Below are 15,627 nucleotides of genomic sequence, written 5' to 3' on the forward strand. Positions count from 1 at the left end.
TGTGAAATGCGGAGCCGCCGCCGGATATACCCAGTGTCACCACATCATCTACTGGTCACACGGGGGTGCCACGGCCATCGACAACGGCTGCCTGTTGTGCACCGCCTGCCACGCCCAAATCCATGCGTCGGACTGGGAGATCATCATGGGTGCCGACCGGCATCCGTGGTTGATTCCGCCGGTCGAGGTCGATCCGACACGCACACCGTTACCGGCCTACAACCGGCGCACCATGACTCTGGCCGCCTGACCTCGCCACCTCGACACCGACAGTCGAACTCCGAAACCAGTTGAGCACGAACACTCGTCACCACACCTGATCGGCAACCCGGTGTATCCCGGGTTGTGCACGACCCTTGACAACTCCACAGCGTGAATCGGCATCGCTGGGCCGGCCGGGATTTCCGGCGGGCCCAGCGTGCGCGCACGAACCTCAGATGCCCAACGTCGCCCGCCGTCGGGCGACTTCGTCGCGGTAACGCGCGACGTTGCGCATCTTGATGCTCTCGTAGCCGCGCACCATGTCGGGGAGATCGGCGAGCTCGATCGCGGCGGGCAGCTGCTCGGGCCCGATTCGACCGCTAGCCAGACCGGACAGGATCGCCTCGACAAGGCTGCGGTACTCGACGATGAGTGCACGCTCGGTCTTCCGGATCTCGGTGCGGCCGAAGGGATCGAGTCGTGTGCCTCGCAGACGCTTCATCCCGGCGAGTGCGGCGAGCGGCCGGTCGGCCCATGCGCCGAGTGACATCTTCTCGCGCATCCCCATGCCGCGCAGCGTCGGCGGGTGTAGGCGGACCGCCACCTTGGCGTCGTCGCCGAACTGTTCGGCGATGCGTTCGGCGAAGCCGGGATCCTGGGTGAGCCGTGCCACCTCGTACTCGTCTTTGTACGCCATCAACTTGTACAGATTGCGCGCCACCGCATCCGTGAGAGCGTCGTCTCCACCGTGATTCTGGACGCGCAGGACGAGGTCGAGATACTCACGCGCGTACCGTTCGTCGGCGTAGGCGATGAGCTCGTCGTAACGAAGGGCGACGGTGCCTACGACGGTGTCGGCGATGCCCGCATCGGTGACGACGGTCAACGCCCGGTCGCCGGGGGCGGGTTTGGTTGTCGTGTCACCGTGTAGCGATGCCAGCGTCCGTGTCACCGCTTCCGGGTCGGCGACTGTCTGCCGTCCGCGGCGGAACGCCTGAGTGTTCGCCTCGACCGCGACCCCGTTCAGTTCCACCGCGTGCTCGATGGACTCTGCCGAGATGGCCAGTGCCCCCGCTTGATACGCGGCGCCGACCATCACCATGTTCGCGTACTGTTCATCGCCGAACAGATCTGTGGACAGGGCTCCGGGGTCGAGGTAGACGGCTCGCGCGACCTTTGCGTCGATTGCCGAATGCACCTGGTCGTCGGCCGGGAATCCGACAGACGTGTCGATTACCATCGCGCCGGTCGGGACCTGCGTGGTCGACACGACCGCGACGGTTCGCTCCGGGGCCGCCACCTTCAGGTACGCGGGGTCGGTGCCGACCAGCGGATCGCAGACGAGGTAGAGGTCGCAGTCGTCGGAGGCGACCTTGGCGGCCTGTTCGATCGTGGTCGGCGACACCTTCACATCGCTGACCACCGCACCCCCCTTCTGGGCCAGGCCGGTCATGTCCACGGTGCGAGCGGCATGGCCGTCGAGCACCGCTGCCGTCGCGAGTATCTGCGACACCGTCACGACGCCGGTCCCGCCGATTCCGGTGACCCGCAGCGAGAACGTGTCCCGCAGACCCGGGACCGTCGGTGTGGGGAGCGACGAGGCGTCCATGTCATCGGCGCGGACGTGAGCCCGGCGAGTGCCCGGGGTGATGGTGACGAACGACGGACAATCGCCCTTCAGGCACGAGAAATCGAGGTTGCAGGAACTCTGATCGATCCGGGTCTTGCGACCGAACTCGGTCTGGACCGGATGCACGGAGAGGCAGTTCGATTTCTCGCCGCAGTCACCGCAACCTTCGCAGATGCGCTCGTTGATCATCACCCTGGTGGTGGGGGTGCTCATGGTGCCGCGCTTGCGCTTGCGCCGCTTCTCGGCCGCACAGTGCTGATCGTGGATCAACACTGTCACGCCTTCGACGGCGGCGAGCTCGCTCTGGACCGCGAGCATCTCGTCACGATGACGGACCTCGATTCCGCCGGGCAAGCCCAGTTCACGAGTCCGAGCCGGATCGTCGGAGGTGACCACGATGTGCGCCACCCGCTCGTCGACCAACAGTGCGACCAGGCGCGGCAGATCCATGGCGCCCACCGGATCCTGGCCACCGGTCATCGCGACCGTTCCGTTGTAGAGCAGCTTGTAGGTGATGTTGACCCCCGCGGCCACCGCGGCCCGCAGGGCCAGGGAGCCCGAGTGCATGAAGGTGCCGTCGCCGACGTTCTGCACGAAGTGATCGGCGGTCACGAAGGGCGCCATGCCGATCCACTGTGCCCCTTCGCCGCCCATCTGGGTGACGCCTGCGACATCGCCGACCTGACGCGGATCCATCAGCAACACCATTGCGTGACAGCCGATGCCGGCACCGACGAGAGTGCCTTCCGAGACGTGGGTGGAACTGTTGTGTGGACATCCCGAGCAGTAATACGGCGTGCGCACGGCCAACGGGAGTTCGATCCGGCCGCGGCGTCGTGACTTACGGTCGAGCCAGTCTCGGGCGGCGTCCACGTGATGATGGCGGGCGAGGCGTTCCGCGAGTCCGCGGGCCACCGCGTCGACGTCGAGTTCACCGAAGCGGGAGAACAGGGTCGAGCCGTCCTCGTTGGATTTGCCGACGATGCGAGGCGCGCGTGGATGACGGAACAGGATGTCGCGCATCATCGTCTCGATGAAGTCGCGTTTCTCCTCCACCACGATGACCTCGTCGAGATCACCGGTGGCGGTCTCGAACATGAAGCGGTCCAGGATCTCCCGTTCGATCGGGTAGACCATGCCGAGCTTGAGGATGCGGATGCCCAGACGGTTGAGGTCGTCGTCGCCGATCCCGATGAGCCGCAGGGCTTCTCGCAGGTCGAGATAGGTCTTGCCCGCCGCGACGATACCGATGCGGTCGTCGGGGCTCGACACCACGATCCGGTTGAGTCCGTTCAGGCGGGCGTACTCCTGCGCGCGTGGAAGCCGGATGGTGAGCTGATTCTGTTCGAGCTCCATGAGATTCGCGCCCAGTAGTCGCCCGCTGGGCACATGGGGGCTCCTGCCGAGGTCGCCGTAGACGGGCAGGATCCGGGTGGGATCGACCACGGCGGTCGATGCCCCGTCGGCCACATGCGCGGAGATCTTCATCGACGTCCACAGTCCGCTGACCCGGCTGAGGACGGCGGCATGAACGCCGAGGTCGAGGATGTCCTGTGAATCGGCAGGGTAGAGGATCGGCATGTAGAGGTCGGCGAGCGCCATCTCGGATGCACACGGGATCGTCGAACTCTTGGCGCCGGGGTCGTCACCCACGATCGCCACCGCGCCGCCGTTCGGATGCGTGCCGATCATGTTCGCGTGGCGCAGCGCGTCGGTGGCGCGGTCGAGACCAGGGGCCTTGCCGTACCAGTAGCCGACGACACCGTCGAGACCCTTCGGGCCGCTCGCGGGCTCGCTCGTCGGGGGTCGGAGAACGTCCTCGGAGTCGTTCGCGTCTCGGAGCGCGGCCACCTGGCCGGCGATCTGCGAGCCCATCACGGACGTCGCGGCGAGTTCCTCGTTGAGGCCGGGACGATGGACGATGTCGAACGGTTCGAGGTAGGCGCGCCGACGTGCGATCTCGAGGTCGTAACCGGCGAGTGGTGAGCCCTCGTATCCCGAGATGAATGAGGCCGTCTGCAGATTCTGGCGCCGGTCGACACGAGCGCGGTCGCGGACCATGCGGACCAGTGCCTGGATGCCGGTGAGGTAGATGCTGCCCGACTCGCGGGTGTAGCGATCGTCGAGGGAGAACGACGCCCCGGTGGACGGGGTCGTCTCGCGCGGTGCGGTCGAGTCGAGTCGGCGGGCGCGGTCGTCTGCGAGGGTCATGGGATTACCTGGCCTTCTGTCCATGTGTCGGTCCGCAAGCGTCTGGATGGTGGCGTCGCGGGCGTCGGTTGTGTGAGTCCCGGGGGTGGTGGGGCTCAACTCCACAGTACGAAATTTCGTGATGCGCGTCACGTTGGCTGGGACAATGATCGGTGGGGTGACAAGGCGCACATTCCTGTCGTAGGATGCGTTCAGTTAACGGCCACTAACTGAAAGGGTGACGGTGACCAGCACCTACAGCGCTGATGCGCCGAGCGGTCCGTCGACGGCCTCGCCCGGCTTTCGCGAAGCGCACCTCGCCGGTGCCATGCGATTGCGGGATCGGCTGGCCGAGGCACGGCAGGGAGGCGGGGCGAAAGCCCGCGACCGACACATCTCCCGCGGGAAGCTCTTGCCGAGGGAGCGCGTGGATCGACTGCTCGATGTCGGTTCGCCGTTCTTGGAGGTGGCGCCGCTGGCCGCCTTCGAGATGTACGACGGTCGCGTGCCGTCGGCAGGCGTCGTCGCCGGCGTCGGTCGCGTGGCCGGTCGCGAATGCATGATCGTCGCCAACGACGCGACCGTGTCGGGTGGCACCTACTATCCGGTCACGGTGAAAAAGCACCTCCGGGCACAGGAGATCGCTGCGGCCAACAGGCTGCCGTGTATCTATCTCGTCGACTCCGGTGGCGCGATGCTGTTGCAGCAGGACGAGGTGTTCCCCGACCGTGACCACTTCGGTCGGATCTTCTTCAACCAGGCGACGATGAGCGCGGCGGGCATACCGCAGATCTCCGCGGTGCTCGGCTCGTCGACGGCCGGAGGGGCCTACGTCCCGGCGATGAGCGACGAGACGGTCATCGTTCGCAACCAGGGCACGATCTTCTTGGCCGGCCCGCCGCTCGTGAAAGCCGCCACGGGTGAGGATGTGACCGCGGAGGAACTCGGCGGCGGGGCGATGCACTCGTCGGTATCGGGTGTGACCGACCATCTCGTCGACAACGACGAGCAGGCGCTGGCCAAGGTCCGCGAGATCGTGGCCACGCTCGGCCCGCGTGATGCAGCGCAATGGGAGACGGTCCCGTCGCAGGAGCCGTTGCGCGCGCAGGAGGACATCTACGACGTCGTCCCGACCGATTCCCGAATTCCCTACGATGCGCGCGAGATCATCGAGATCATCTGTGACGCAGGAAAATACACCGAGTTCAAGGCGAATTACGGCACCACGCTGGTGACCGCATTCGCCCATGTGCACGGTCATCCGGTCGGCATCATCGCCAACAACGGGGTGCTCTTCAGCGAATCCGCACTCAAGGGCGCACATTTCATCGAACTGTGCGATCAGCGCCGTATTCCGTTGGTGTTCCTGCAGAACATCACCGGGTTCATGGTGGGCCGTGCCTACGAGGAGGGCGGCATCGCGAAGAACGGCGCCAAGATGGTCAACGCCGTGGCATGTGCCCGCGTACCCAAACTGACCGTGATGGTCGGCGGTTCGTTCGGCGCCGGCAACTACTCGATGTGCGGACGCGCCTACTCGCCGCGTTTTCTGTGGATGTGGCCCAACGCGCGTATCTCCGTGATGGGTGGCCCGCAGGCCGCAGACACCTTGGCCACCGTGCGTCGCAACCAGATCGAGCGATCGGGCGACGACTGGTCGGCCGACGACGAGGAGGGCTTCAAGGAACCGATCCGGGCCCAGTTCGAGCGGCAGTCCGACGCCTATTACTCGACGGCGCGTCTCTGGGACGACGGGATCATCGATCCTGCTCAGACCCGGACGATCCTCGGATTGGCCCTGGAGACCTGCCGATACGCACCACTCGCCGACGCCGGCTACGGCGTCTTCAGGATGTGATCCGGTGATGAACCACACCAGCAGCCACGGTCGCCCCATTCGCAGCGTGCTGATCGCCAACCGTGGCGAGATCGCGTGTCGTGTCATCGACACCTTGCGGCGCTTGGGCATTCGCAGCATCGCCGTCTACTCCGATGCCGACGCCGATGCCCGTCACGTCCGCGAGGCCGATGTCGCCGTTCGCATCGGCCCGGCGGCGGCCACCCAGAGCTACCTCGACATCGACGCGGTGGTCCGTGCGGCCACCGAGACCGGGGCCGACGCCGTTCACCCCGGTTACGGCTTCCTTTCCGAGAACCAGAAGTTCGCGGCGGCGCTCGACGACGCGGGCATCGTCTTCATCGGGCCGCCTGCCGAGGCGATCGCGACGATGGGCGACAAGATCACCGCGCGCGCCGCGGTCACCGAACGCGGGGTGCCGGTGGTTCCCGGGCTGTCGCGGCCAGGCCTGGCCGACGACGAGTTGATCGACGCCGCACCGGGTATCGGGTTCCCCGTGCTGATCAAGCCGAGTGCCGGCGGCGGTGGCAAAGGCATGCATCGGGTCGACGACCCCGCCGAGCTTCCGGCTGCACTGCAGCGAGCCCGCCGGGAGGCCGGATCGGCCTTCGGCGACGACACGCTGTTCCTCGAACACTTCGTGGACACTCCCCGCCACATCGAGGTGCAGATCCTCGCCGACGAACACGGCCACGTGATCCACCTCGGCGAACGTGAGTGCTCTCTGCAGCGCCGTCATCAGAAGGTGATCGAGGAGGCCCCATCGGCTCTGCTCGACGCCGACACCAGGGCGCGTATCGGTGCGGCTGCCTGCGACGCGGCGCGCAGCGTCGGTTACACCGGAGCGGGCACAGTCGAATTCATCGTCTCCGCACGCCGGCCGGACGAGTTCTTCTTCATGGAGATGAACACGAGGCTGCAGGTCGAGCACCCGGTGACCGAACTCGTCACCGGTGTCGACCTCGTCGAGCAGCAGATCCGGGTGGCACGTGGCGAGGTGCTGGCCATCACCCAGGACGACATCGTGCTGACCGGTCATGCCGTGGAGGCCCGCGTCTACGCGGAGGACCCGGCCAACGGTTTCCTGCCGACCGGCGGCACCATCGCGCGGCTCGTGGAGCCGGACACCTCGCCGGGCACCTCGGTGCGTGTCGACTCGGCGATGACGCCGGGATTGGTCGTGGGCAGTGACTACGACCCGATGTTGGCGAAGATCATCGCCCACGGCAGCGATCGTGACGAGGCGCTCGAACGTCTCGATCAGGCTCTCGCGCACACCCGGGTCCTCGGAGTCACCACCAATGTCGACTTCTGCCGGTATGTGCTCGCCCGTCCGGAGGTGCGGGCCGGCGACCTCGACACCGAACTGCTCGATCGCCTCGTCGTCGACTATGCGGTCCCCGAACCCGTTCCCGAGGCGTTGGTGCTGGTCGGGGTGGCCCGGATCGGACCACGTGATCCTGGTGACGTGTGGCAATCCGCCGTCGGCTGGCGGATCGGTGACAGGTCGCCGATCACCACCCGATTGGTCTGGGGAGCACAGCATTTCACCGTGTCGATCCTCGTCGACGAGGCCACCGACGACGTGCTGACCGGACAGGCCACGGTGACCTATGAGAATTCCGAACGTGAACCGTGGCGTGCGGCGGTCACGTACCGGCGGATCCGGCGCGGCGGTGAGGACACCCGACGGTTGATCGTCGACGGCGTCAGCCAGTCGTGGTCGAAGGTCGAGGTCGACGGCACCTGGTGGGTCGCGGGTCCGCGTGGTACCTGGTTGCTGGAACTCGCTCGCACCCTGCTCGACGAGGCGGCCGCCGAGAATGCCGGTGAGATCGCATCTCCCATGCCGGGAACCGTGGTCGCGGTCCCGGCGGTCGACGGGCAGTCGGTGGCCACCGGAACTCCCGTCGTGGTGGTCGAGGCGATGAAGATGGAACACACCCTGACCGCACCGATCGACGGTGTGGTGGCGGTGGGTGTCAAGGTGGGGGACAAGGTCGCTGCGGGCCAGGCGCTTGCCAACGTGAACAAGGAGGACTGATGGAACTCAGTCAGGAATACGCCGATCTCATCGCGTCGGTGCGCGACTTCGCGCAGACCGTTGTTGCCCCGGTCGCGGCGAAACATGATGCGGAGCACAGCTTCCCGTATGAGGTCGTCGCCGAGATGGGCAAGATGGGGTTGTTCGGCCTGCCGTTCGACGAAGAACACGGCGGGATGGGCGGCGACTATTTCGCCCTTGCGCTCGCACTCGAAGAACTCGGCAAAGTGGATCAGTCGGTGGCGATCACGCTGGAGGCCGGGGTCAGCCTCGGGGCCATGCCGATCTACCGGTTCGGTACCGAGGAGCAGAAGCGGCAATGGCTTCCGGAACTGACGGCCGGTCGGGCGCTCGCGGGTTTCGGGCTCACCGAGCCGGGCGCAGGCTCCGACGCCGGGGCCACCGCGACCACCGCGAAGGACGACGGCGACTCATGGATCATCAACGGCGGCAAACAGTTCATCACCAACTCGGGCACCGACATCACCTCGCTGGTCACGGTGACCGCGGTGACGGGGACGAAAGGTGACGGTCGCAAGGAGATCTCGACGATCATCGTGCCCTCCGACACGCCTGGTTTCACGGCCGAACCGGCGTACAACAAGGTCGGGTGGAATGCCTCGGACACCCATCCGTTGACCTTTGTCGACGCGCGGGTGCCCAAGGAGAACCTGCTCGGTGAGCGGGGCCGCGGCTATGCCAACTTCCTGTCCATCCTCGACGAGGGGCGTATCGCGATCGCAGCGCTCGCCACCGGTGCCGCCCAGGGATGTGTCGACGAGTCGATCAAATACGCAGGCGAACGTCAGTCGTTCGGCAAGCCGATCGGTGAGTACCAGTCGATCTCGTTCGCCATCGCGCGGATGGAGGCGCGGGCGCACGTGGCTCGGACGGCGTACTACGACGCGGCGGCGAAGATGCTGGCGGGCAAGCCTTTCAAGAAAGAGGCGTCGATCGCGAAACTGGTCGCCAGCGAGGCCGCCATGGACAACGCCCGCATGGCCACCCAGATCCACGGCGGGTATGGATTCATGAACGAGTACCCGGTGGCCCGCCACTATCGGGATTCGAAGATCTTGGAGATCGGCGAGGGCACCACCGAGGTGCAGTTGATGCTGATCGCCCGCGAACTGGGGTTCGCATGAGTGACCAGCGTAGGATCGTCCAGCGGGGCCTGTGGTTCGAGGAGTTCACCGAGAACACCGTCTACGAGCACCGTCCCGGCCGGACCGTGACCGAGGCCGACAATGTGCTGTTCACCACCCTCACGATGAACACTCAGGCGCTGCACCTCGACGCGGCCTGGTCGGCACAACAACCAGGTTTCGGTGGTGAGCGGCTGATCAATTCGATGTTCACGCTGTCGACGATCGTCGGTCTCTCGGTGTCACAGTTGACGCAGGGCACCCTGGTCGCCAACCTGGGATTCAGTGAGGTCGCCTTCCCCGCACCGCTGTTCGCGGGGGACACGCTCTACGCCGAGACCGAGTGCACCGGGAAAAGGGAATCCAAGTCGCGGCCCGGCGAAGGCGTGGTGAACTTGACCCACATCGGACGCAACCAGCACGGCGAGGTCGTCGCGCGCGCCGCGAGGGCCACGCTGGTGCGCAAACGACCACTGGAGTAGATGATGCAAAGCGTGAGTTTCTGGACACCGCCCGGGCCGGCCCTGCTGTTCTGCCCGGCAGACCGGCCGGAGCGGTACCAGAAGGCGCTCGACCGTGCCGATGTCGTCATCCTGGACCTCGAAGATGCCGTGGCGCCGGAGAACCGGGCTGCGGCGAGGGAGGCGATGATCGCCCATCCGCTCGACCCGGATCGCACGATCGTCCGGATCAACCCGGCCGGCACGGGTGACTATCGTCGGGACCTGACCGCCATCGCCGACACCAACTATCGCGTGGTGATGCAGGCGAAGGCCGAGGACGCGGACTCCATCATCGACACGGCGCTGCAGACCGTCGCGCTGATCGAGACACCATTGGGTGCCACCCGCGCACACGAGATCGCCGAGGCGGTCAACTGCATCGGATTGATGTGGGGTGCCGAGGATCTCGTTGCCGGCCTGGGCGGCAAATCGAGTCGATTCGGGCCCGACGAGGACCGGCCCGGGCAATATCGCGACGTGGCGCGTTGGGTCCGGTCGCTGACCCGGATCGCGGCCGCCGCCCACGGCAAGTTCGCCGTCGATTCGGTGCATCTGGACTTCCGGGATGTCGACGGGCTGGTCGCCGAGGTCCGCGACGCGGTGGCGCTCGGCTACACGGCGACCGCGTGTATCCATCCGTCGCAGGTTGACTACATCCGGGACGGGTACCGGCCGTCCGAGGACGAGGTCGCCTGGGCGCGGCGAGTGGTCGACGGCAACGCCGAACACCAGGGGAGTGTGTTCAGCATCGACGGCCAGATGATCGACGGCCCCGTTCTCCGTCAGGCGGAGGTCGTGCTGTCCAGGGCGGTGGCCGCGCAGGAGGCACCAGTGGCAGAACAGAATTCGTCAACCGAGTGACCGCCGTCGGGCACCGGTCCGACCGCGCGGTCATCGCCGTCCGGCCGGTGAACACCGCCGACAATTGACCATTTCGTCGGGGATTCGCACGAGAATCGGAGAGACAACGTGACCGAGCCGGCATATGCGCAAGGCGAGAACACCCCTGCCCTGCTGACCGAGACGATCGGCGCGACACTCGCGCGTACGGTGACCGCGTTCGGTGACAATGTCGCCCTGATCGACGCGCCGGCGAAACGCCGATGGACCTACCGGGAGTTCCACGCCGACGTACGGGCGTTGGCGGCAGGCCTGCTCCGTTCCGGGGTGACGACCGGCGACAGGGTGGGCGTGTGGTCGCCCAACCGATTCGAGTGGGTCCTCGTCCAATACGCGACCGCGGAGATCGGTGCGATCCTGGTCAATCTCAATCCGGCATACCGACAGAACGAGATCGAGTATGCGCTCGGCCATTCCGGCACCACCATTGTGTTCACCGCGGAGCGGTTCAAGGACTCGGCGTACGCGTCGATGCTCGAGCAGGCGCGGGCGACGTGCCCCGATCTGCGCGAGGTCGTGCTGTTCGAATCGCCGCGGTGGACCGAGTTGCTGACGCCGCCGACGGCGGACGAGGCCGCGCAGATCGACGAGATCGGGGCGGCGCTGTCGCCGGACGATCCGATCAACATCCAGTACACCTCCGGCACCACCGGATTTCCCAAGGGTGCCACGCTGAGTCACCGCAACATCGGCAACAACGGCTACCTGGTCGGGGAACTGCTTGCCTACACCGACGCGGACCGGATCTGTCTCCCGGTGCCGTTCTATCACTGTTTCGGAATGGTCATGGGCAACCTGGCGGCCACCAGTCACGGTGCGGCGATGGTCATCCCGGCACCGGCATTCGACCCGGAGGCGACTCTGGCCGCGGTCTCCGAACACCGGTGCACGAGTCTCTACGGCGTCCCGACCATGTTCATCGCCGAACTCGACCTCCTGGATCATCGCGGGCCGGAACACGGTTTCGACCTGTCCACATTGCGCACCGGTGTGATGGCCGGTTCGCCGTGCCCCGAACATGTCATGCGTCAGGTCGTCGATCGCATGCACATGAGCGAGGTGTCCATCTGTTACGGGATGACCGAGACATCGCCCGTCTCGACGCAGACCCGCGTCGACGACCCCCTGGAACTGCGCGTGGGAACGGTCGGACGGGTCGGGCCGCATCTGGAGATCAAGGTCGTCGACCCGGTCAGCGGTGAGACGTTGCAGCGCGGGGAGACCGGCGAGTTCTGTACCCGGGGTTATTCGGTGATGACGGGGTACTGGAACGAACCCGAGAAGACGGCCGAGGCGATCGACGCGGACGGTTGGATGCACACCGGCGACCTCGCCGTCATGGATTCTTCCGAGACCGGAGCGGAAGGTGCCGGCTATGTCCGCATCACCGGGCGGATCAAGGACATGGTGATCCGTGGCGGGGAGAACGTCTACCCCCGCGAGATCGAAGAGTTCCTCTACACCCATCCCGACATCCTCGACGCCCAGGTGATCGGTGTCCCCGATGACAAATACGGCGAGGAACTGATGGCGTGGGTTCGTCTGCGCGAAGGCGTCCCCGACTTCACCGCCGACGACCTCCGTGCGTTTGCCACGGGCAAGATCGCCCGGCACAAGATTCCCCGATATGTCCACGTGGTCAAGGAGTTTCCGATGACCGTGACCGGCAAGGTGCGCAAGGTCCAGATGCGTGCCGAAGCCGTGGACATCCTCGGCCTGTGAGACGAGAGAGCTGACACGTGAGCGAGACCGACCAGTCACCTTCCATCGCAACCGAACCCGTCCCGTCACAGATGGACCGGTTCGCCGAGACGGCACGGGCACGCACGGGGCTGCCGTTGGCCGACTACGACGCACTGTGGCAGTGGTCGGTCGACGAACCCGCACAGTTCTGGCATACCGTGTGGGATCACTTCGACCTCGACACGATCGCCCACACCGTCGACGGGCGTCAGATCGACGATGCCGACGTCCTGACGAGTGCCGATATGCCTGGTGCACAGTGGTTTTCAAATGTTCGACTGAACTACGTGGACGCCGTCCTGCGGCACGCGGACCTACCCGGTGCGGCGATCGTCGGTATCGACGAGGACGGCACGCGCAGCGAGATCGCGTGGTCGGAACTCCCCGCGTTGGTGCGGGCGTTCGCCGATACGTTGACCGGACTCGGCGTCGGGACAGGCGATGTCGTCGCGGCCTATCTGCCCGACATTCCGCAAGCGGTGGTGGCCTTTCTGGGCACCGCGTTCGTCGGCGCCATCTGGTCGGGATGTGGTCAGGACTACGCGCCCGAGGGCGCGGCCTCTCGACTGGCGCAACTGGAGCCCAAGGTGCTCGTCACCGCCACCGGCTATCGCTACAACGGCAAAGCCATCGACAAGACCGCGGACAGCGATGAGTTGGCTGCTCTGCTACCGGAACTGGTTGCCCACATCATCGTCGGCGGGCAGCCGGACGAGACCGGTACGTCCCCGCGACGCCTGGATTACGACCAGGTGGTGTCGGGGCCGGTGGCCGCGGGCGCCCCGGTGGCCGTGTCGTTCGACCACCCGCTCTGGGTTCTGTTCAGTTCCGGAACCACCGGCAAACCCAAGGGGATCGTGCACGGTCACGGTGGCGTGGTCCTCGAGCATCTCAAAGCCGGTGGCCTGCACGCCGACCTCGGATCCGGCGGTGGGGACCGACCGCCGGACGTGTTCTTCTGGCAGACTGCCCTCAGCTGGATGATGTGGAACTTCCAGGTGGCCGGATTGCTCTGCGGCGCACGGATCGTCTGCTACAGCGGATCTGCGCTGTACCCGGATGCCGACAAGTTGTGGCAGATCGTCGAGTCCGAACACGTCACGTACTTCGGAACCAGCCCGGGACAACTGCAGGCGTCACGAAAGGCCGGCCTCGAACCAGGCCGTGCACATGATCTCTCGGCATTGCGGACGCTGGGCAGCACCGGTTCTACCTTGGCCGCGGACCTGTTCACCTGGGTCGACGAGAACGTCAAGAAGGATCTGCCGATCTCGTCGATCAGCGGCGGCACCGACGTGGTGAGTGCATTCGCGGGTGGGTCGACCGGGGTGCCGGTCGTCGCCGGTGAACTGTCGGTGCGCTACCTCGGCGTCGCGCTGGAGAGTTGGGCACCCGATCGGACCCCCCTCATCGATGAGGTCGGCGAGATGGTGATCACCGCACCGATGCCGTCGATGCCGGTGCAGTTCTGGCGCGATCCTGATCAGAAGCGTTACCGGGCAGCATATTTCGAGCACGACTGGACGACGGCGAGCGATTCGGGCGCGGTGTGGCGTCACGGCGACTGGGTGACGGTCACCGGTCGAGGCTCGCTCGTCATACACGGACGCAGCGACGCCACGTTGAACCGGCAGGGGATTCGGATGGGGTCGGCCGACATCTACGAGGTGGTCGAGGGGATCGACGAGATCGCCGAGGCATTCGTTCTCGGCGTCGACGGACCAGACGGCGCCTACTGGATGCCGTTGTTCGTGACATTGGTGCCGGGTGCGCTGCTCGACGATGCCCTGCGTACCCGAATCGCCACCGAGGTGCGTGCGCGGCTGTCGCCACGACATGTGCCCGACGAAGTGATCGAAGCACCCGGAATCCCGCACACCCGAACGGGAAAGAAACTCGAGGTTCCTGTCACCGGCATCCTCGCCGGCCGAGCCGACGTCAACATCGACCCGAAATCCGTCGACGATCACGGGTTGATCGATTGGTATGCCGCGCAGGGCCGTGCGCACCGGTGGGGCTGACACCCACCACCACATCCGAGATCCCGGTGCACGGCACGTGGTCATCGCGTGAATGACAGTTCCCGGTGTGGTCGCATGGTGGAGGAGCCGATCATCGTCGGTGTCGCCACCCGGTTGGTAGCGTGGTGGACGTTGACATGCGCTCGCCGTGGGGGCACAGACGACTGAGCAGGAGAAGTGATGAGCTATCAACCGGGATCCGGCCAACAGGGCTACGGCCAGTACGGCGGCCAATCACAGTCCGGCCAGCACGAGGCGTCCGGCTACGGTACGCAGAACCCTGGCCAACAGGGATACGGACAGCAGGGCTCCGGACAACAGGGTTACGGGCAGCAGGGTTACGGCCAACAGGGATACGGACAAGAAGGCTACGGCCAGCAGTATCCGCAGGGTTATGGCCAGGAGGGTTACGGGCAAGAGGGCTACGGCCAGCAGTACCCGCAGGGTTACGGCCAGCAGCAGTACCCCCAGGGATACGGGCAGCAGCAGTATCCGCAGGGTTATGGCCAGCAGTATCCCCAGGGTTACGGCGAGCAGGAGTACCAGGGTTACGGCCAGTACGGTCACACCCAGGCGACGCCGCCGCCCAGCGCCGGGCTGCCGGCCAACATCGGCCAACTGCTCGCCATCGCCGTTGCCGCGGTCTCGGCCGTGAACGTGATCGTGAGCTTCTGGAATGCCGGTGCCTACCTCGCCTTCATGGCGTTCGTCGCGGTTCTCGCCGGCCTGTATCTCCTCGGTTTCGTGGCCGACAAGGTGGCCGTGCCGGTGATCGTGGCTGCCGTGGTGTCCACTGCGATCCTCAACCTCTACGCGGTGATCCACACCGCGGCGAACGGCGGACCGTTCGTGTCCAACTCGGGCACCGACTACGCGCAGTTGGCCCTCGCACTGATCTTGACCGCGCTGGCGGTTGCGTGGCTGCTCGTGGTCACCGGGAAGCTCACCGTTGCCGGAGCTCCGGCGGCGACCGCGTCGACCGCGACCGCGGTCGACACCTCGCCGACGCAAGCGCAGACCCCGCCCGCCGCACCGGCAGAACCCGCGACCCAGCAGGTGACCGCGGCGGGCTACGGCGAAGCCCAGTCGGCGGGCCAGGCGAGCAGCCAGGCCACCGCCCAGGCGCCCTCGCCGTACGGCGACTCTGCCGGTCTCGGCTATGGCGGAACCACACCGTCGGCGTACACGCCGGCCGGGTACGGCGGCACGTCGTCGACGACCGGAGCCGGGTACGGTGCGTCCGCCGGGTCGGCGAGCGCTTCGGATTCGTCGTCGGGTTACACCGTCGAGAACACCGGTGGCGCCGCAGCGCCGGCCGCCGACAACGGCAGTGAGAACGCCACCACGGTGTTCCAGAAGCCGGAGCAGCAGAGCGGCAACTGATCGGCGATC

General features: G+C 66.2%; 10 protein-coding genes. 9 read left to right on the forward strand and 1 reads right to left on the reverse strand.

Annotated elements, in window-relative coordinates; translation table 11 throughout:
- Window positions 1-250, forward strand: a 250-nt coding sequence (locus AAFP35_RS20095) for an HNH endonuclease (protein WP_419223415.1), incomplete at its 5' end; no start/stop codon positions are given.
- A 183-nt stretch (window positions 251-433) separates the two neighbouring features.
- Here the strand turns inward: AAFP35_RS20095 and AAFP35_RS20100 are convergent.
- Window positions 434-4,042, reverse strand: a complete 3,609-nt coding sequence (locus tag AAFP35_RS20100; RefSeq protein WP_419223416.1) for an indolepyruvate ferredoxin oxidoreductase family protein — start codon at window positions 4,040-4,042, stop codon at window positions 434-436.
- Between the two features lie 307 nt (window positions 4,043-4,349).
- Here AAFP35_RS20100 and AAFP35_RS20105 point away from each other — a divergent pair, with 307 nt between their 5' ends.
- The 8 genes from AAFP35_RS20105 (at window position 4,350) to AAFP35_RS20140 (ending at window position 15,618) form a co-directional block, all read left to right on the forward strand.
- The gene (locus AAFP35_RS20105) at window positions 4,350-5,879 is read left to right on the forward strand and encodes a carboxyl transferase domain-containing protein (RefSeq protein ID WP_419223544.1); all 1,530 of its coding nucleotides are present in this window, start codon (window positions 4,350-4,352) and stop codon (window positions 5,877-5,879) included.
- Between the two features lie 7 nt (window positions 5,880-5,886).
- Complete coding sequence (locus AAFP35_RS20110; RefSeq protein ID WP_419223417.1) at window positions 5,887-7,923, forward strand: acetyl/propionyl/methylcrotonyl-CoA carboxylase subunit alpha; 2,037 nt, start codon at window positions 5,887-5,889, stop codon at window positions 7,921-7,923.
- A complete protein-coding gene (locus AAFP35_RS20115; RefSeq protein WP_419223418.1) occupies window positions 7,923-9,068 on the forward strand; it encodes an acyl-CoA dehydrogenase family protein in 1,146 nt (381 codons plus the stop codon). The genes AAFP35_RS20110 and AAFP35_RS20115 overlap by 1 nt, the downstream gene beginning before the upstream one ends.
- Window positions 9,065-9,550 (forward strand): MaoC family dehydratase, encoded by a 486-nt coding sequence (locus AAFP35_RS20120; RefSeq protein ID WP_419223419.1) that lies wholly within the window; start codon window positions 9,065-9,067, stop codon window positions 9,548-9,550. Before AAFP35_RS20115 ends, AAFP35_RS20120 begins: the two co-directional genes overlap by 4 nt.
- A 3-nt stretch (window positions 9,551-9,553) precedes the next feature.
- Window positions 9,554-10,432 carry an HpcH/HpaI aldolase/citrate lyase family protein gene (locus tag AAFP35_RS20125; protein ID WP_419223420.1) on the forward strand — a complete coding sequence of 293 codons (879 nt, stop codon included), beginning with the start codon at window positions 9,554-9,556 and terminating at the stop codon, window positions 10,430-10,432.
- Between the two features lie 108 nt (window positions 10,433-10,540).
- Entirely contained in the window at window positions 10,541-12,193 is a 1,653-nt protein-coding gene (locus AAFP35_RS20130; RefSeq protein WP_419223421.1) for an AMP-binding protein, read from the forward strand.
- 71 nt (window positions 12,194-12,264) lie between these two features.
- Window positions 12,265-14,235 carry an acetoacetate--CoA ligase gene (locus AAFP35_RS20135; protein WP_419223545.1) on the forward strand — a complete coding sequence of 657 codons (1,971 nt, stop codon included), beginning with the start codon at window positions 12,265-12,267 and terminating at the stop codon, window positions 14,233-14,235.
- Between the two features lie 180 nt (window positions 14,236-14,415).
- On the forward strand, window positions 14,416-15,618 hold the full coding sequence (locus AAFP35_RS20140; RefSeq protein WP_419223422.1) for a hypothetical protein: 1,203 nt from the start codon (window positions 14,416-14,418) through the stop codon (window positions 15,616-15,618).
- Window positions 15,619-15,627: the final 9 nt, after the last annotated feature.

This window comes from Gordonia sp. CPCC 206044 (assembly GCF_048537895.1).
Lineage (GTDB): Bacteria > Actinomycetota > Actinomycetes > Mycobacteriales > Mycobacteriaceae > Gordonia.